The sequence below is a fragment of the Sphingomicrobium clamense genome (assembly GCF_019264355.1).
Lineage (GTDB): Bacteria > Pseudomonadota > Alphaproteobacteria > Sphingomonadales > Sphingomonadaceae > Sphingomicrobium > Sphingomicrobium clamense.
In genome coordinates, this window is record NZ_JAHVAH010000001.1 from 1,504,530 (window position 1) to 1,522,834 (window position 18,305).

Below are 18,305 nucleotides of genomic sequence, written 5' to 3' on the forward strand. Positions count from 1 at the left end.
CGGTCTACTCCTCGTTCGTGACGATCGTGGCCGTTCCACCGCCGTCAAGGACCTGGGTCAGGTTGCCCTCATCGCGGATATTGAACACAACGATCGGAATATTATTGTCGCGGCACAGCGCCACGGCGCTGGCGTCCATCACGCGCAGATTGTCGGCGAGAACGCGGTTGAAATCGAGACTGTCGTAGCGCTTGGCGCCTTCGACCTTCTTGGGATCGGCATCGTAGACGCCATCGACGCTGGTGCCCTTGAACAGCGCGTCGCAGTTCATTTCGGCAGCGCGCAAGGCGGCAGTCGTGTCGGTCGTAAAATAGGGGCTGCCGGTGCCGGCGGCGAAGATGACGATGCGTCCCTTCTCCATGTGACGCACGGCGCGGCGACGGATGTAGGGTTCGCACACGGTCGCCATCGGGATGGCCGACTGCACCCGCGTGTCGAGGCCGATCTGTTCGAGCGCGTTCTGCAGCGCGAGACTGTTCATCACCGTCGCGAGCATGCCCATATAGTCTGCGCTAGCGCGGTCGAAGCCCTGCGCGGCGCCAGCGATCCCACGGTATATGTTACCGCCGCCCACGACGATGCACAGCTCGTGACCCGCTTCCTTCGCTTCGGCAATTTCGCGTGCCAGTCGCGCGACCATTTCGGGGTCGATGCCGAACTGGTTCTTCCCCATCAACACCTCGCCCGAGAGTTTGAGGAGGATGCGGTTGAACTGGGGTCGGGACATGGAGGCTCCTGCGCGCGCGTAATGGGCTTTGGAGGCTCTTAGAGAGGCGTGCGGGCGCTGCCAAGCATGTTGCGTAACAAAAAGGGGCGCCACCGTTGCCGGCAGCGCCCCGATCTGTTGGCAAAGAAAGCTTAGGCGCCGGCAGCGGCGGCGACTTCGGCGGCGAAGTCGCTTTCTTCCTTCTCGATGCCTTCACCGAGCTGGAAGCGTTCGAACGCCTTCAGCACGATCTCGGTGCCGGCTTCCTTGCCCGCCTGGGCAACGACGTCGGCGACCGGGGTCTTGTTGTCCATGACGAAGAGCTGCGAGAGGAGAGCATTCTCCTTGGCGAACTTCTTCATCGAACCTTCGACCATCTTTTCGGCGATGTTTTCCGGCTTGCCCGATTCCATGGCCTTGGCCTTGGCAATTTCACGCTCGCGGGCGAGCATGTCAGCGTCCAGGCCGTCAGCGTCGAGCGCCATCGGGTTGGCAGCGGCGATGTGCATCGCGATCTGTTTGCCGAGGCCTTCGAGGACGGCGGTGTCGGCGGCGCTTTCGAGCGCGACCAGCACGCCGATCTTGCCCATGTTGGGTGCGACGGCATTATGGACGTAGCTGACGACCGTGCCCTGATCGACCGAGATGGTCGCGGTGCGGCGCAGCGACTGGTTTTCACCGATCGTCGAGATGTTGTCGGTCAGCTTCTCGTTGACCGTGCCACCCGACGGGTAGGCGGCGTTGCCGAGCGCTTCGATGTCGCCATCGACGTCCAGCGCGAGGGTCGAAACGGCAGCAACGAATTCCTGGAATTTCTCGTTCTTGGCGACGAAGTCGGTTTCCGAGTTGACCTCGACGACCGCGCCCTTGGTGCCTTCGACGGCGACGCCGACGAGACCTTCGGCAGCGGTACGGCCCGACTTCTTGGCGGCGGCAGCAAGGCCCTTGGTGCGCAGCCAGTCGACCGCGGCTTCCATGTCGCCGTCGGTTTCGCCGAGCGCTTTCTTGCAGTCCATCATGCCCGCATTGGTGCGGTCACGCAGTTCTTTCACCTGTGAAGCGGTGATGCCCATATCGGCAGTCCTTTCTGTGGCGCGAGGGAAGGCATGGCTCTCGCCATCCCCTCCCCCGTCAGATTGTCATGGGTTCGCTGCCCCATATGGGGTGCGTCGCCCGAATTTGAAGGCCGGTTCGCCTTACGCCGTCGCGGCCTCGACCGGCGGATTTTCCATCTCGCCGACGTCCTTGCCCGAAGCGGCGGCGTTGTCGCCGCGGCCCGAGTTGGCAGCGTTGGCAATCGCCTCGCAGTAGAGACGGATGGCGCGGCTGGCGTCGTCGTTGCCCGGAACCGGGAAGGCGATGCCGTTCGGATCCGAATTCGAGTCGAGGATCGCGATGACGGGGATGCCAAGAACGTTGGCTTCCTTGATCGCGAGATCTTCCTTGTTGGTGTCGACGACGAACATGACGTCCGGCAGGCCGCCCATGTCGCGGATCCCGCCAAGGCTCTTTTCGAGCTTGTCGCGTTCGCGGGTCAGCTGGAGGACTTCCTTCTTGGTGAGACCGGCGGTGTCACCCGAAAGCTGTTCCTCGAGCGCCTTGAAACGACGGATCGAGTTCGAAATCGTCTTCCAGTTGGTGAGCATGCCGCCCAGCCAGCGATGGTTGACGTAGTGCTGGCCGCAGCTAGCTGCAGTCTCGGCGATCACGTCCGACGCCTGGCGCTTGGTGCCGACGAACAGCACCTTGCCGCCGCGAGCGACCGTCTGCTGAACGAAGTCGAGCGCACGCGCGAAAAGCGGCACGGACTGCGAAAGATCGATGATGTGGACACCGTTGCGCGCGCCGAAGATGTACGGCTTCATACGCGGATTCCAACGGTGGGTCTGGTGGCCGAAGTGCGAGCCGGCCTCAAGCAATTGCTGCATCGTGACGACGGGTGCCGCCATGGGTCATTCTCCTATCCCGGTTTGTCCTCGGCGGGCCGTAATGACCGGATTTCTCCGGCACCGGTATGTTGGCACCGCCTGTGGAATGGCGCGCCTCTAGCGAAAAGCGCCTGTCGTTACAACCCCTTGTGCACTGCAGCAGGCGTTTTTGGAACAAATGAGAACGAATGAGAACAAAAGGGGATTGACAGGATGGAACGGAAGTGGAACAAAGCCGATCCGATTTGACGCGAAAGGCCCCGTACGATGACCATGCTGATGCCCGCTCTCTTCTTCCTCGCCACCGGTGCGGCGCTCGTATGGGGCCTGTTCGAGATGGTTCACGCCAACAGCGACAAGATGCGCGCCGCGTGGGCGGGCGACAGCCTGGCCTCGCACGGTGTCGGCGACCAGACCGTCGTCAGCGTCCGCTGGAAGTCGCGCGGCGAAGCGCGCAAGACCGTCGTTATGGCGACTAGCCGCCTCGGCTGGCGCGCCGCTGCTTGACCTTCATGTAGCTCATTATGCTGAACGGCAGCAGGCCGAGATATAGCGCGCAGATCCCCAGTAGAGTCAGCCACGGGTTGGTGATCAAGGCCGCGGCGAGCAGGCCGACCCCAGCCAGCGCGAAGATGCGATAGCTCGATCGCAGCCGGATCGACGACCAGCTATAGGTCGCGACGTTGGAGATCATCAGCGCAGCGATGAACAAGACCCACGGCATCACGACTACCCATTCGCGGAAGACGTCGTTGCCGGTGATCAGCCAGAGATAGACGGGCGTGAACGCGAGCCCCGCCCCCGCAGGCGCGGGCACCCCGGTATTGAATCCGGCGGATTTGTGCGGTTGGTCATCGGCATCGATGCGCGCATTGAAGCGTGCGAGCCTCAAGGCGCAACAGACTGCGAGCGCCAGGGCGGCAATCCACCCGAAACGCGGTGCCGCCTGCAGTGACCAGAGAAACAGGATCAGCGCGGGCGCGACCCCGAACGCGATATTGTCGGCGAGGCTGTCGAGTTCGGCCCCGAAGCGGCTCTGGGCGCGCAACAATCGCGCAATGCGTCCGTCGAGCCCGTCGAGCACGCCCGCAAGCACGATGCAGCCGAGCGCGATCTCCCAATGGTTGACCGGCCCGCCGAACGAGGCGGACACGGCATAGCGGACGCCGGTCAGGCCGAAGCAGAGCGCCATCGCGGTGATGGCATTGGGCGCGAGGGCGCGAAACGGCAGGCCGTGGCGACGACTGGCTTCGGGTTCGTGCTGGCTGACCCCGTTCACTGGCTGCGTCCCGCGACGGCATTATCCTTGCCAAGCTCGGCAAGAATGGTCTCGCCCGCGATCGTGCGCTGTCCGAGCAGCACTTTCGAACCCGTGCCCAGCGGGAGATAGACGTCGACGCGGCTGCCGAAGCGGATGAGGCCGACACGGTCGCCGGCATTGAGCTCGTCGCCTTCCTTCACGGTGGCGAGGATGCGACGCGCGACGAGGCCGGCAATCTGGGTGAAGCCGATCCTGAGACCGTCTTCGCGTTCCATCAGGAAATATTGGCGCTCATTGTCATCGCTCGCCTTGTCGAGGTCGGCGTTCAGGAACTTGCCTTCGACATATTCGATGCGCTTCACCGTCCCCGCAATCGGGGTGCGGTTGATATGAACGTCGAACACACTCATGAAAATCGACACGCGCGTATATTCGGGGTCAGTGAGACCGCCCTCACCTGCCAATTGCGGCGGCGGCGGCCCCTTCTTGATCATCGTCACCAGCCCGTCGGCGGGCGCGACGATCAGCTTGGGGTCGACCGGCGTCGTGCGCACCGGGTCGCGGAAGAAGGCCGCCACCCAGATGGTCACGCCGCCAAGCAGCCATGCGATCTCTTCGATTGAGTTGGGCAGCAGCCAATAAACGAACACGGTGATGAAAGCCGCGATGACGACGAATTTACGGCCTTCTTCGTGAACCGCGGGGAAGCGCCATTTGACCGCGGTCAGCTGGCTATCGGGATTTTGAATTTCTGACATGAAGCTCCCTTAGGGTCGTCTCGCATCCGACACAATCGTGTCATCAATGCATGGAAGCGCAGGCCGGTTGCCAAGCGCCGCGCTGCGCCCTAGAGCCGCGCCTGACAAAACACACACATTCGAGCAGGGAAACCGATGCAGAAAATCAAGGTAAAGAACCCGATCGTCGAGCTTGACGGCGACGAAATGACCCAGATCATCTGGAAGTGGATCCGCGAGCGGCTGATCCTTCCTTACCTCGATATCGACCTCAAATATTACGACCTCTCGGTGACCAAGCGCGACGAGACGGACGACCAGATCACCGTCGATGCTGCCAACGCGATCAAGCAATATGGCGTTGGCGTGAAGTGCGCGACGATTACCCCCGACGAGCAGCGCGTCGAAGAGTTCGACCTCAAGAAGATGTGGCGTTCGCCCAACGGCACGATCCGCAACATTCTTGGCGGCGTCGTATTCCGCGAGCCGATCGTGATCGACAACGTGCCGCGTCTCGTCCCGGGCTGGACCGACCCCATCGTGGTCGGCCGTCATGCCTTCGGCGACCAGTATCGCGCGACTGATTTCCTCGTCCCGGGCCCCGGCACGCTGACCATGAAATTCGTCGGCGAAGACGGCGAGGTGATCGAGAAGGAAGTGCACCAGTTTCCCGAGAGCGGCGTCGCCATGGGCATGTACAACCATGACGAAAGCATTCGCGACTTTGCCCGTGCCTGCATGAACTATGGCCTCGACCGCAAATGGCCGGTCTACCTGTCGACCAAGAACACCATCCTCAAGGCCTATGACGGCCGCTTCAAGGACTTGTTCCAGGAGGTCTACGACGCCGAGTTCGCCGACAAGTTCGAGAAGGCCGGCATCGAGTATCAGCACCGCCTGATCGACGACATGGTTGCTTCGGCGCTCAAATGGTCGGGCAAATTCGTCTGGGCCTGCAAGAACTATGACGGCGACGTGCAGTCGGATACGGTCGCGCAGGGCTTCGGCTCGCTCGGCCTGATGACCAGCGTCCTCATGTCGCCCGACGGCAAGACGGTCGAAGCGGAAGCCGCGCACGGCACCGTGACGCGTCACTATCGCCAGCACCAGGCGGGCAAGGCGACCTCGACCAACCCGATCGCCTCGATCTTCGCGTGGACCCGCGGCCTCATGTATCGCGGCAAGTTCGACGACACGCCCGAGGTGGTGAAGTTCGCCGAAACGCTCGAGCGCGTGATCATCGAGACCGTCGAAGGCGGTCAGATGACCAAGGACCTCGCGATCCTTATCGGCCCCGACCAGGCGTGGATGACCACCGAGCAGTTCTTCGAAGCGATCGTCCAAAACTTCGAAAAGGAAATGGCCAACTGGGCCTAAACGGCTAAAGAGGCGGGACATGGTCAAACAGAAAACCAAGTCCCGCCTCGAAGTCCGTCAGGCCCGGCGGACCGACATCCCTGCGATCGTCGCGCTCGCCGCACGTGTCTACAAGGATTTCATTCCTTACGACGCAGGCGAAATTCGCGGCCAGATCAACAATTATCCCGAAGGCTGCTTCGTCGCCGAGCTGGACGACGAGATCGTCGGCTATTGCGCCTCGATGCGGATCGGGGGGCAGATCGCGCTCGCGCCGCATACCTGGCGCGAGATCACCGGCGGCGGCACCGGGACGCGCCACGATCCGACCGGCGACTGGCTCTATGGCTACGAATTGTGCGTGTCGCCCGACGTGCGCGGCACGCGGCTCGGTCGCCGACTCTACGAAGCGCGCCGCAAGCTTGCCGAAGAGCTCGAGCTTACCGGCATCGCCTTCGGCGGCCGGATGCCCAACTACCGCCGCCATCGCAAGAAGGTCGAGGGCGCGCAGGATTATCTCGACAAGGTGATCGCGGGCGACCTGCACGATCCCGTCATCCGCTTCCAACTCGCCAACGGGTATGAGCCGATCGGCGTGCTCCCGCGCTACCTGCGCGAGGACGAGGCCTCGATGGGCACCGCGATCCACATGGTCTGGCGCAACCCCTACGTCGACCGCGAGCAACCCAAGAAGTTTCGCCTACCGCGCGGGGTCGAGAATGTCCGCATCGCGACCTGCCAGTTGCAGGCGCGGAGCGTCGAGAATTTCGACGAGTTCGTCGACAATGTCCGCTATTTCGTCGACGTCGCTTCCGACTACGAGGCCGACTTCATCCTCTTCCCCGAACTCTTCACCCTGATGCTGCTCTCGTTCGAGGAGGAAGAACTCTCTCCCCAGCAGGCGATCGAGCGCCTGTCGGAATACACGCCGCGCATCCGCGACGCTTTCTCCGAGATGGCGATGAAGTACAACATCAACATCATCGGCGGCTCGCACCCCACGCTCACCGAGGATGGCGACATCCAGAACGTCGCATTCGTGTGCCTGCGCGACGGCGCGGTCCACGAGCAGGAGAAGATCCACCCGACCCCCAACGAGCGATACTGGTGGAACATCAAGGGCGGCGACGACATCGATGCGATCCCCACGGACTGCGGCCCGATTGGGGTGCTCATCTGCTACGACAGCGAATTTCCCGAGCTCGCCCGCCGTCTCGTCGACGAGGGCGCGCGAATTATCTTCACGCCGTTCTGCACCGACAGTCGGCAGGGCTATCTGCGCGTGCGATACTGCTGCCAGGCGCGCGCGATCGAGAACCAGTGCTTCGTCGTGATGAGCGGCAATGTCGGCAACCTGCCCAATGTCCACAACATGGACATTCAGTATGCCCAGTCGTGCATCCTGACGCCCTGCGACTTTCCCTTCGCGCGTGATGGAATCGCGGCCGAAGCGACCGAGAATGTCGAAACGCTCACGATCAGCGACGTCAACCTTGCCGACCTGTCTTGGGCGCGGGCCGAAGGGACGGTTCGCAACCTCGCCGACCGCCGCTTCGATCTTTACGACATCAATTGGGACAAGCGCGGCAGTCACGGCAAATCGACCCCTCGCAAGGACCCCATCGGGACCAAGACCGCCGGGGGCGGTTAACCGACGTCGGAACTTTCCACCAACGTCAATGCATCGGGCTTGTGCGCAGCGCGCTCTTCCGTCTCACACGTTTCGACCAGATATTTGGGATTATCCTCCGAGGCCTTCACGTCATAGTCGTCGATCGTGCAATTCTCGGTCAGCCGCTTGATGACATGACCCTTGGTTTTACCCTGACTGGTGTTCCAGCTGACGATGTCACCGCGATGGAAATCGTTGCTCATACTCTTCTCCTTGGGGAGAAAACGCGTTGCGATCCGCAATTGTTCTGGTGACAGCAGCGCCTCATCGTGATTGAAGGGCGACATGGCTGGGGAATTCGACACTTCAACTCTTGGTGACGCCCTCGTCGTTCTCGGCGCGGCTGGGATCGTGATCCCTACCTTCGCCCGTTTCAAGATCAACCCGATCATCGGCTTCATCCTTGTCGGAATCATCGCAGGACCGTTCGGGCTAGGCGCACTATCGAGCGACGTGACCTGGCTCCAGCATTTCACGATCCAGGACCCGGCAGCGATCACCCCATTTGCGGACTTCGGGGTCATCCTGCTCCTTTTCGCGATCGGGTTGGAAATCAGCTTCAATCGTCTCTGGACACTCCGGAAGATGGTGTTCGGGATCGGGGCCGCAGAGCTGCTCGGTACCGCTTTCATCATCGGCAGCCTCCTGATCTGGCTTGATTGGCCGACCAAAAGTGCCGCTGCCCTTTCCCTCGCCCTCGCAATGAGCTCGACGGCGTTGGTGCTACCTATCGCCGGAACCAAGAGCGCGGTCGGCAAGGCTGCGCTCGCCATGCTTCTGTTCGAAGACGTGGCGCTGGTGCCGATGCTGTTCTTCTTCGGAACGGTCGGCGGGGCCGATGTCGATGGGCTCGCGGACGTCGCGATACAGGGGGCACTCGTGATCGTCGCGATGCTGCTCATCGGTCGCTTTGCCCTGCCCTCCTTATTCGCGCAGGCGGCGCGCACCAAGAGCCCGGAAGTGTTTCTCGCGATCAGCCTTCTGACGGTGATCCTGGCCGCCGCGGCCACCAGCGCGGTCGGGCTCTCGCCCATTCTCGGCGCGCTGCTCGCCGGCCTGATCATTGCCGAAACCGATTATCACAGCGAAGTCGAAGTAATGACCGCACCCTTCAAGGGTCTCGGCCTCGGCGTCTTCCTCATCACGATCGGCATGCAGATCAACCTCAGCGAGATCGCACAGCAATGGACGCTGTTGGTCGGCGCCCTGCTTGGCGTCATCGTCGTCAAGGCGATCGTGACCGGCCTGCTGCTCCGTTATGGCGCGGGGGCACGGCGCGGCACCGCGGCGGAAACCGGCGTATTGATGGCCAGCCCATCGGAGACCACGCTCATCGTGCTGGGCGCTGCAGGCGCGGCGGGCGTGTTGACCCGTGACACGGTCGCATTCTGGTCGGCGGTCTGTGCGCTCGGCCTTTCGATCACGCCTTTCCTCGCCAATCTCGGACGCTACGCCGCGCGCCGCGTCGAACGACAGGAAATGGCAGAGGCCGCCGAGCATGAGAGCGCGGCGGGGCGTACGGTCATCTTCGGCTTCGGTCGCGTCGGGCAGATGGTCGCCGACATGCTCAAAGAACACGACCGGCTATATCTCGCCATCGATAGCGACATTGACGGCGCATCCGCTGCCCGTGCGCGAGGTTATGACGTGCTTTACGGAGACGTCTCACGCTCCGAGCTCACCGACCGGCTCGAGCTCGACAAGGCCGCCGCACTCGTCATGACCATGGACGATCCGGTGCTCACCGCGCGGCTGACCAAGAATATTCGCGATGCCCACCCGGACTTGCCCATCATCGCCCGCGCTCGCGACAGCGAGCATGCGGCAAAACTCTACAAGGCAGGCGTGACAGACGCGGTCCCCGAAGCGCTCGAGGCATCGCTCCAGCTTTCGGAAGCCGTGCTGGTCGATATCGGCCTGGCGATGGGACCGGTCACCGCCAGCATCCACCAGAAACGCTCCGACCTGCGTGAGCAGATCATGCAGGAAGGCAATCTGACGACTGAGCCGAGCCTGGGTCGTAGGCGCGAAGCCGAGACCTAGGCGGACACGCTTTCCAGCGCCGCTTTCACCGCACCTAGCGCCTCGTCGGCCTTGTCGCCGTCCGGTCCACCGCCCTGCGCCATGTCGGGGCGGCCACCGCCGCCCTTGCCGCCCAGCGCTTCGACAGCGGCACGCACAAGCGCAACTGCGTCGATATCACCCTTGAGGTCGTCGGTGACGCCGACCGCGACACTCGCGCGCCCGTCATTGACCGCGACCAAGGCGGCGACGCCCGATCCGAGCTGCTGCTTCATCTGGTCGATGGTCGGACGCAGCTCCTTGGGCTCGAGCCCTTCGACCACCCGGCCGAGGAATGGCTTGCCGCCGATATCGTCGGGACCCGCAGCCGCTTCGGCACTTCCGCCACCCATGGCGAGCGCCTTCTTGGCTTCCGCCAATTCGCGTTCCAGCTTGCGCGCATTCTCGACCAGCGCCGCGATCCGGTCGGGCACTTCGTCGGGCGCGGCCTTGAGGCTCGCCGCCGCCGCTCGCAGCTTGGCGTCGCGCTCGTCGAGCCACGCCTTTGCAGCAGCACCAGTCAGCCCCTCGATCCGGCGAACGCCGCTACTCACAGCGCTCTCGCCAATGATCTTAAACAGTTGGATGTCGCCCGTGGCACGCACGTGCGTGCCGCCGCACAGCTCGACGCTGTAGTGGCGATCGGTCTTGCGACCCATCGACAGGACGCGGACCTCGTCGCCATATTTCTCGCCGAACAGCGCGAGAGCGCCTGCCTCGACGGCGTCGTCGGGCGCCATGAGTGCGGTGTCGACCGTTTCGTTGGCGCGAATTTCCTCGTTCACGTCGGCTTCGATCGCCGCGATTTCGTCCGGCGTCAGCGCCTGGGGATGCGAGAAGTCGAAGCGCAGGCGGTCGGGTGCCACGAGGCTTCCTTTCTGCGTGACATGGCTGCCAAGCCGTTCGCGCAGCGCTGCGTGAAGCAGGTGCGTCGCGCTATGATTGGCGCGCGTCTTGGTACGGCGGTCGGCGTCGACATGCTGCTGGATCGTGTCGCCGACCTTCACCTCGCCTGCCTCGACCTTGGTCAGGAGCGCGTGAAGCTTGCCCAGCGGCTTGGACGTATCGGTAACGGTGCCGGCAAAGCCCGACAGGCTCGCCAGCGTGCCGGCGTCGCCGACCTGCCCACCGCTTTCGCCGTAAAAAGGCGTCTGATTGAGCACGATATGCACCTCGTCGCCCTTGGCCGCGCTGTCTACCGTCTTGCCGTCTTTCACGATCGCCTGGACGATGCCCTCGCCATCATCGCTCTGATAGCCGACGAACTCGGTCGCGCCGTGCGTGTCGGCAAGATCGAACCATAGGTCGTCAGACGCTTGCTCGCCCGAGCCTTTCCAGGCCGCACGCGCCTTGGCCTTCTGCTCGGCCATCGCGGCATCGAACCCGTCCCGGTCCACTTCGAGCCCCTCGCGGCGAAGCGCGTCTTCGGTAAGGTCGAATGGGAAGCCGTACGTGTCGTAAAGCTTGAACGCGGTCTCGCCCGGGAGCTTTTGGCCATCGCCCATTTCTGCTTTCGCTTCGTCGAGCAGCTTGAGCCCGTTCGCGAGCGTGCGACGGAAGCGCACTTCCTCCTGCTCGAGCGTCTGTTCGATCAGCGGCTGCGCACGGACCAGCTCGGGATAGGCAGCGCCCATCTCCGACACCAACTCGCCCACCAGGCGATGCATCAGCGGGTCCTTCGCGCCCAAAATATGCGCATGGCGCATCGCGCGGCGCATGATCCGGCGCAGCACATAACCGCGGCCTTCGTTTGCGGGCAGCACGCCGTCGGCAACGAGGAAGCTGGACGAGCGCAAATGGTCCGCGATCACGCGATGGCTCGCCTGTTGCTCGCCCTCCGCCTTGGTGTGCGTCAGTTCTTCCGATGCCGCGATCAGCGCCTTGAACTGGTCGGTGTCGTAGTTGTCGTGCACGCCCTGCATCACCGCCGCGATCCGCTCCAGCCCCATGCCGGTATCGATGCTGGGCTTGGGCAAGTCGCCGACGATTTCGTCCGCTTCCTGCGTGAACTGCATGAAGACGAGGTTCCAGATCTCGACGAAGCGGTCGCCATCCTCGTTCGGACTGCCCGGAGGTCCGCCTTCGATATGGTCGCCATGATCGTAGAAGATTTCGCTACACGGCCCGCACGGCCCGTCCGAACCCATCGCCCAGAAATTATCCTTGGTCGGGATGCGAATGATCCGCTCTTCGCGCAGCCCCGAGATCTTTCGCCAGAGATCGAACGCCTCGTCATCGGTGTGATAGACGGTCGCGGTCAGCTTATCGGCCGGTAGCCCCCACTCCTTGGTCAACAGCGTCCACGCATGGGTGATCGCCTGCTCCTTGAAATAGTCGCCGAATGAGAAGTTGCCGAGCATCTCGAAGAAAGTGTGATGGCGCGCCGTGTATCCGACATTGTCGAGGTCATTATGCTTGCCGCCAGCGCGCACGCACTTCTGAGAACTGGTCGCGGTCGAATAAGGTCGCGTCTCGAGCCCGGTGAACACATTCTTGAACGGCACCATGCCCGCATTGACGAACATCAAGGTCGGATCGTTGTGCGGCACGAGCGGCGCGCTCGGCACCTTCTCGTGTCCCTGCGAGGCGAAATAGTCGAGGAAGCCGCGGCGAATGTCGTTGGTCGAGGTCATAGGGGCGACTTAGTGGCGATGGTGCATCGCGGCAAGAAGTGATAATCGATCAGGACAATCGAAAGGGGGACATTCATGCTTCGATCCGCTCTCCTCGCAGGGGCCTGCCTGATGGCGACGCCCGCCCTCGCCCAGCATCATGCCTCGTCGATGGACGGGCCGCAGCCGCTGCTCGATGGCTACGGCAATGGCGGATGGGAGATCACCACCGACGTCCCCGAAGCGCAGGCCTATTTCTCGAACGCGATGGAGCTGGGGCACGCTTTCGCGCACCAGAAAGCGATCGACGCGGCGCGAAGGGCCGTCGAGCTCGACCCGAATTGCGCCATGTGCCTGTGGGCTGACGCGCTCCTGTCGGGGCCGACAATCAACTACACCGTCGACGCCGAACGGACCGAGGAAAACCGTCTCAAGACAGCGCGGGCCAAGGATCTTGCAGCTGCCAACGGTACCGAGCTGGAGCGCGACCTGATCGCGGCGCTCGAGCATCGCGACTATGACGGGGGAGGACGAAGCGAAGGCGACCTTCGCTACGCCAATGCCATGCGCCACCTCGCGGTGAAACATCCACGCGTCGAGAAGGTCCAGACCCTGACCGCAGCGGCGATCATGAACGAACCGATGAGCGGCGACCTCGATTTTTCCGCGCTCGGCAAGGCCGTCCTGCCCTATCTTGAATGGGCGATGGTGCTTGACCCTGACAGCACCGGGGCGATCCACTATTACGTCCACGCGACCGAAGTTGCCGGCATCCCGGAGGCCAGCATCGACGTGGCCGAAAAACTTCCGGTGCTGGCGCCCAAGGCCAGCCACCTCGTCCATATGCCAAGCCATGTCTTCTACTGGGTCGGGCGCTACCAGGATGCCGCCGACGTCAATCTCGCGGCGGTCAATATCGGCATCTCGGAAGCCGAGGCGCTAGGCATGAACCCTAACGAGGGCGTCTGGGATCTCCCTTATCACGTCCACAATGTCGTGTTCGGGCTGGGAGGGGCGTTGATGGCGGATGATGCAAAGACCGCGCTCGAACTGGGCCTACCGCTGATCGAGCATAGCCGCGATGCCGAAGAAGCGGGCTTCTATCTCCAGACCGTAGCGGGTGCCGGCTATTTCGCTGCCTCACGCTATCTGCCGCTCGACGAGACGATGGCGCTCGAGGCGCCGAAACTACCTTTCCTCAAGGCATTGTATCATTACGCTCGTGGCGAAGCGCTGGCCCGCGCCGGCGATCTTGCAGGGGTGAAAGCCGAATTGGCGGAAATGCCGCCCGAGGGTGTCGGTGAACGCAAACGCGAAGATTTCTCACTGCTTGCCAACCAGACGCTCGATATCGCCTATCGCGTCCTGTCGGGCCGCATCGCGATGATGGAGGGGCGAAACGAAGACGCCTATGACCTGTTCCTCGAAGCAGCCGAGATCCAGGAGGGCGAGCCGTACAAGTTCCTCGCCGATCCGCCGCTATGGTGGTTCCCGGTCCGCCGCGAAACCGCCGCCGCCAAGCTGGCGATGGGCGACATCGAGGGCGCTGAACAGGAAATCGAGCGAGCGCTCGATGTCCGCCCGCTCGATCCGGTTGCGATGGCGATGAGCGGAAATGTCGCAGACTAGGAAGCGCGGCATCGGCCGTCGGCTATTGCGCTGGACCGTGTGGCTCGGGCTGATGCTCTTCCTGTCTAGCATCGTTGCCGTGCTCTTCTATCGCTTCGTCCCGCCCTACTGGACCGCGACGATGCTCATGGATGACAATGGCATCACGCGCGACTGGGAGCCGATCGAGCGGATCGACCGCGACATGGTGCGCGCGGTCATTGCTGCCGAGGATGGCAAGTTTTGCCAACACGAAGGCTTCGATTGGGAAGCGATCGAGGAGGCCCGTCGCCGAAACGCCGAGGGCGGACGCATCCGCGGCGGCTCCACCATCTCTCAGCAGACCGCGAAGAACGTTTTCCTATGGCAGGGCGGCGGCTATCCTCGAAAGGTTGCCGAAGCCTATTTCACCTTCCTGATCGAGAAGATCTGGGGGAAACGGCGGATCATGGAGGTCTACCTCAACGTCGCCGAGACAGGCATCGGCACGTACGGCGTGACCGAAGGCGCCAAGCGCTATTTCGGCAAGGACGCGTCCAGCCTGTCGCGACGCGAGGCGGCGGCGATCGCGGCGGTACTGCCGCTTCCAAAGGAGCGACCAGGGCGCAACCCGACTGGGTTCACCGCACGCTACGGGTCGACCATCGCAGCTCGGATAGGCGTGGTGGAACGAGACGGCCTCGATGCGTGTGTCTACGAGAAAGGAGAAGCGCCCGTGAACCAGGACACGCCCGAACAGCCGCAACCCGACCCAACGCCGACACCGCGTCCCGCACAACCTGTCGAACCGCAACCTGCCGAGCCCGGAGTCGAGCCGCCGATCGAAGAGCCCGCCACCGACCCGGTCGATCCGGCACCGGTGGAAACGCCGCCGGCCGAACCGCCAACCGAGATGCCCCCGCCCGAAGCCTAGCTGACGAGGCGCAGCCCCGGCGGCGTATCGGCCTCGAGCGTGACACTCTCTTCACCCAACAGGCTTGAGAGGCGATCCGCCCGGTCGGGATCGAGCATATATTCGCGGCCCAGCAGCAGCGTCGCCTCACGCCCGTCCGCAAGGGTGACGATGACGTCGACCCGCCCGCGCCCTTCGAGCGCCAGATGCTCCTGCAACGTCGCAAGATCCCCGACATCGCGCAGGCGCACGGTCATCTTCAGCCGCTGTCGCTCCGACAGCTGGCTTGTCGGACGGAAGCTCTTCACCGTGACGCGCGGCTCGTCCTCGCCCGGCTTGTAGTCGAGCTCGGCGCCAATCAACCCGCACTCGCCGGTCTTGGCCGCTTCTTCGATCGCCGCGGTCGCGTCGTCGTCGAACGCCATCGCGGTAAACTGTCCCGACGGATCGCTCATCTGCGCCATCATGTAGCGATTGCCACGCGCCGACGTACGCCAGCGGGCATTTTCCACCATCGCCGCCATCTTGATGCTACGGCGCCCGCCTTCTGCAGACGGAGGCGGCATCAACATCGCATCGGCATATTGCTTGGGATCGTGCGCACCAAGCACGTGGCGCTGCGCCTCGACAGGATGCGAGGAGAAGTAGAATCCGAACGCGTCGCGCTCCGCCGTCATTTTCTCGACCAGCTTCCACTCGACTTCGGGAAGGCGTATCGAGGCAATGTCCTTCGTCTCCTCACCACCGAACAGGCCGCCCTGCCCGCTCTCGCGCTCGCCCGCCGCCGACTGGGCATGTTTGAGCAGCGTGTCGGCCGCCGCATGGACACGCGCACGGTTGGCTTCGAGCGCGTCGAACGAGCCGGCCGCGGCGAGCGCCTCGAGCTGTCGACGGTTGAGCAGCTTGGGATCGACGCGCGCTGCGAAGTCGTCGAGGCTTTCGAACTTCCCGTTCGCCTCGCGCTCTTCGACCAGCTGCTCCATCGCCTTTTCGCCCACGCCCTTGAGCGCGCCGAGCGCGTAGCGCACCGCGAGTGTGCCGTCGGCATCAGGCTGGACGTCGAAATCGGCCAGCGCCTCGTTGATCGCTGGCGGCGTCACCGGCACGCCTGCCCGCCTTGCATCCTCGACAAACAGGCCCAATTTGTCGGTCTGGTTCATGTCGTACGACATGGACGCCGCGTAGAATTCGGGCGCGTGATGCGCCTTCAGCCAGGCCGTGTGATAGGCGACCAGCGCGTAGGCGGCGGCGTGCGACTTGTTGAAACCGTAACCCGCGAACTTGTCGATCAAGTCGAACAGTTCATTGGCTTTTTGCGCGGGGATCTGGTTGATCCGCTCGCACCCCTCGACGAAGCGCGCGCGCTGCTTGTCCATCTCGGCCTGGATCTTCTTGCCCATCGCGCGGCGCAGCAAGTCCGCGTCGCCGAGGCTGTAGCCGGCCAGCACCTGCGCGGCCTGCATCACCTGCTCTTGGTAGACGAAGATGCCGTAGGTTTCGGCGAGCACGTTCTTCAGGAGTTCATGAGGATATTCAATCTCTTTGCGCCCGTTCTTGCGATCTCCGAACAGGGGAATGTTGTCCATCGGGCCGGGGCGGTAAAGCGAGACGAGCGCGATGATGTCGCCGAAATTGGTCGGCCGCACAGCGGCGAGCGTGCGGCGCATGCCCTCCGATTCGAGCTGGAACACCCCGACCGTATCGCCGCGCTTCAGAAGTTCGAACACCGCGGGATCGTCCCACGGCAAAGTTGAATAATCGACGTGGATTCCACGCTTTTCGAGCAGCCTTTGCCCCTGTTTCAACACCGACAAGGTCTTGAGCCCGAGGAAGTCGAATTTCACTAGTCCCGCCTGCTCGACATGCTTCATGTCGAACTGCGTGACCGGCATGTCGGAGCGCGGATCGCGGTAGAGCGGAACCAGCTGGTCGAGCGGGCGGTCGCCGATCACCACGCCCGCCGCGTGGGTCGAGCTGTGGCGCGGAAGTCCCTCGAGCTTGGTTGCAAGATTAAAGAGGCGTTTGACGTCCTCGTCTTCCCCGACCTCCTTCGCCAACTCGCTGACGCCGTTGAGCGCGCGCTTCAGGTCCCACGGGTCGGCGGGAAGATTTGGCACCAGCTTGGCGAGACGGTCGACATGACCGTAGCTCATCTGCAGCACGCGGCCCGTATCCTTAAGCACCGCGCGCGCTTTCAATCGCCCGAAGGTGATGATCTGCGCCACCTTGTCGCGGCCGTACTTGCCTTGGACGTAGGCGATGACCTTGTCGCGGTGCGTTTCGCAGAAATCGATGTCGAAGTCCGGCATCGACACACGTTCGGGGTTGAGGAAGCGTTCGAACAGCAGGCCGAGCTCGATCGGGTCGAGGTCGGTGATGAGCAGGCTCCACGCCACCGCGCTGCCCGCACCCGAACCGCGCCCCGGCCCGACCGGAATATCATTGTCCTTGGCCCACTGGATGAAGTCGGCAACGATGAGGAAGTAGCCCGAAAAGCCCATCCGCTGGATGATGTCGATCTCGTAATCGAGCCGCTCGAGATAGGGCTTTTTTTCCTCCTCCGACTTGCCTTCGAGCCGCGCCTGCAGACCTTCGTGCGCGAGGCGGTGGAGCGTCGCATCCTCATCATCGGAGATGGTCGGCAGGATCGGTCGACGTTTGGGCGCGGCATAGGCGCAGCGCTGCGCGATCACGCCCGAATTGGCGATCGCTTCGGGCAAGTCCTCGAACAGCTTCTCAATTTCTGCGGCAGGCTTAAGCCATGTTTCGGGCGAACTGGTCACTCGGTCGGGATTGTCGACCTGGCTGGAGCTGGCGATGCACAACATCGCATCGTGCGCGGCGTGGAACTCGGGCGTGTCATATTTGGCCGGGTTGGTAGCGACGATCGGCCAATTCTCGCCATAAGCGAGGTCGAGTAACGCTTCCTCGGCGGCTTCTTCGACCGCATCCCCTCGCCGCGACAACTCGATATAGAATCGCTCGGGAAAGATGGCGGCAATCGCGCGCGCATAGTCGCCCGCCTTATCCGCCTGCCCATCCGCATACAGTTTGGCGACCGCGCCCTCCGCACCTGCAGACAGGCAGATCAGTCCTTCGCTCGCGCTCCGCAGCAGGTCGAGGTCGACATGGGGAGCCTCATGGATCGGCCGGTCGAGATGCGCGGCGGACACGAGCTTGCACAGGTTAAGGTAACCGGTCTCGTCTTGCGCATAGAGGGCAAGAAAATCGACGCCTTCCTGCCCCATTCCCTCGGGCCGCTTGACGCCCAGCAGGGTTCCAACAACCGGCTGGACGCCCACGCCAAGGCAGGCGTCGGAAAAGCCCATCGCCGCGTAGAGCCCGTTGCGGTCGGCCAGGCCGATGGCCGGAAAACCGAGCTTGGCCGCGAGCTTCGCGATCGCCTTGGGCTCGATCGCGCCTTCCAGCATCGAGAAGGAGGAGAAAACGCGGAGCGGGACGTAAGGCATGA

At 63.2% G+C, this 18,305-nt stretch carries 13 protein-coding genes and 1 pseudogene; 6 read left to right on the forward strand and 8 right to left on the reverse strand.

The annotated features are described in order from the left end of the window. Positions 1–4: 4 nt before the first annotated feature. From pyrH to rpsB, 3 genes are all read right to left on the reverse strand, one after another. Positions 5–727 (reverse strand): UMP kinase, encoded by a 723-nt coding sequence (gene pyrH, locus KTQ36_RS07775; RefSeq protein ID WP_218633117.1) that lies wholly within the window; start codon positions 725–727, stop codon positions 5–7. Between the two features lie 131 nt (positions 728–858). Beyond that, positions 859–1,779 (reverse strand): translation elongation factor Ts, encoded by a 921-nt coding sequence (tsf, locus tag KTQ36_RS07780; protein ID WP_218633118.1) that lies wholly within the window; start codon positions 1,777–1,779, stop codon positions 859–861. Between the two features lie 123 nt (positions 1,780–1,902). Continuing rightward, positions 1,903–2,655 (reverse strand): 30S ribosomal protein S2, encoded by a 753-nt coding sequence (gene rpsB, locus KTQ36_RS07785; RefSeq protein ID WP_218633119.1) that lies wholly within the window; start codon positions 2,653–2,655, stop codon positions 1,903–1,905. Between the two features lie 246 nt (positions 2,656–2,901). Between rpsB and KTQ36_RS07790 the strand changes: the two genes are divergently transcribed. Then, complete coding sequence (locus tag KTQ36_RS07790; RefSeq protein WP_218633120.1) at positions 2,902–3,141, forward strand: hypothetical protein; 240 nt, start codon at positions 2,902–2,904, stop codon at positions 3,139–3,141. Here KTQ36_RS07790 and KTQ36_RS07795 read toward each other — a convergent pair. Both KTQ36_RS07795 and KTQ36_RS07800 read right to left on the reverse strand, forming a co-directional pair. Beyond that, a complete protein-coding gene (locus tag KTQ36_RS07795) occupies positions 3,110–3,913 on the reverse strand; it encodes a CDP-alcohol phosphatidyltransferase family protein (RefSeq protein ID WP_345777688.1) in 804 nt (267 codons plus the stop codon). The genes KTQ36_RS07790 and KTQ36_RS07795 overlap by 32 nt on opposite strands. Next, on the reverse strand, positions 3,910–4,653 hold the full coding sequence (locus tag KTQ36_RS07800; RefSeq protein ID WP_218633121.1) for a phosphatidylserine decarboxylase: 744 nt from the start codon (positions 4,651–4,653) through the stop codon (positions 3,910–3,912). Before KTQ36_RS07800 ends, KTQ36_RS07795 begins: the two co-directional genes overlap by 4 nt. Positions 4,654–4,788: 135 nt before the next feature. Between KTQ36_RS07800 and KTQ36_RS07805 the strand changes: the two genes are divergently transcribed. Then, complete coding sequence (locus tag KTQ36_RS07805) at positions 4,789–6,009, forward strand: NADP-dependent isocitrate dehydrogenase (RefSeq protein WP_218633122.1); 1,221 nt, start codon at positions 4,789–4,791, stop codon at positions 6,007–6,009. A gap of 19 nt (positions 6,010–6,028) precedes the next feature. Further along, on the forward strand, positions 6,029–7,639 hold the full coding sequence (locus tag KTQ36_RS07810) for a bifunctional GNAT family N-acetyltransferase/carbon-nitrogen hydrolase family protein (protein WP_218633123.1): 1,611 nt from the start codon (positions 6,029–6,031) through the stop codon (positions 7,637–7,639). Here the strand turns inward: KTQ36_RS07810 and KTQ36_RS07815 are convergent. Further along, positions 7,636–7,863 (reverse strand): hypervirulence associated TUDOR domain-containing protein, encoded by a 228-nt coding sequence (locus KTQ36_RS07815; protein ID WP_218633124.1) that lies wholly within the window; start codon positions 7,861–7,863, stop codon positions 7,636–7,638. The genes KTQ36_RS07810 and KTQ36_RS07815 overlap by 4 nt on opposite strands. A gap of 82 nt (positions 7,864–7,945) precedes the next feature. Here KTQ36_RS07815 and KTQ36_RS07820 point away from each other — a divergent pair, with 82 nt between their 5' ends. Beyond that, positions 7,946–9,703, forward strand: coding sequence for a cation:proton antiporter domain-containing protein (locus KTQ36_RS07820; RefSeq protein WP_218633125.1), 1,758 nt, complete (start codon positions 7,946–7,948; stop codon positions 9,701–9,703). On the opposite strand, the gene alaS is transcribed toward KTQ36_RS07820, so the two are convergent. Beyond that, positions 9,700–12,354 carry an alanine--tRNA ligase gene (gene alaS, locus KTQ36_RS07825; protein WP_218633126.1) on the reverse strand — a complete coding sequence of 885 codons (2,655 nt, stop codon included), beginning with the start codon at positions 12,352–12,354 and terminating at the stop codon, positions 9,700–9,702. The genes KTQ36_RS07820 and alaS overlap by 4 nt on opposite strands. 75 nt (positions 12,355–12,429) lie before the next feature. On the opposite strand from alaS, the gene KTQ36_RS07830 reads away from it, so the two are divergent. Together KTQ36_RS07830 and mtgA are read left to right on the forward strand one after the other, a co-directional pair. Further along, positions 12,430–13,962: a hypothetical protein gene (locus tag KTQ36_RS07830; RefSeq protein ID WP_218633127.1), complete on the forward strand. Its 1,533-nt coding sequence runs from the start codon at positions 12,430–12,432 to the stop codon at positions 13,960–13,962. 52 nt (positions 13,963–14,014) lie between these two features. Continuing rightward, positions 14,015–14,641, forward strand: a pseudogene (gene mtgA / locus KTQ36_RS07835) (monofunctional biosynthetic peptidoglycan transglycosylase); the annotation flags it as partial. 209 nt (positions 14,642–14,850) lie between these two features. Here mtgA and dnaE read toward each other — a convergent pair. After that, positions 14,851–18,303, reverse strand: coding sequence for a DNA polymerase III subunit alpha (gene dnaE, locus KTQ36_RS07840; protein WP_218633129.1), 3,453 nt, complete (start codon positions 18,301–18,303; stop codon positions 14,851–14,853). Positions 18,304–18,305: the final 2 nt, after the last annotated feature.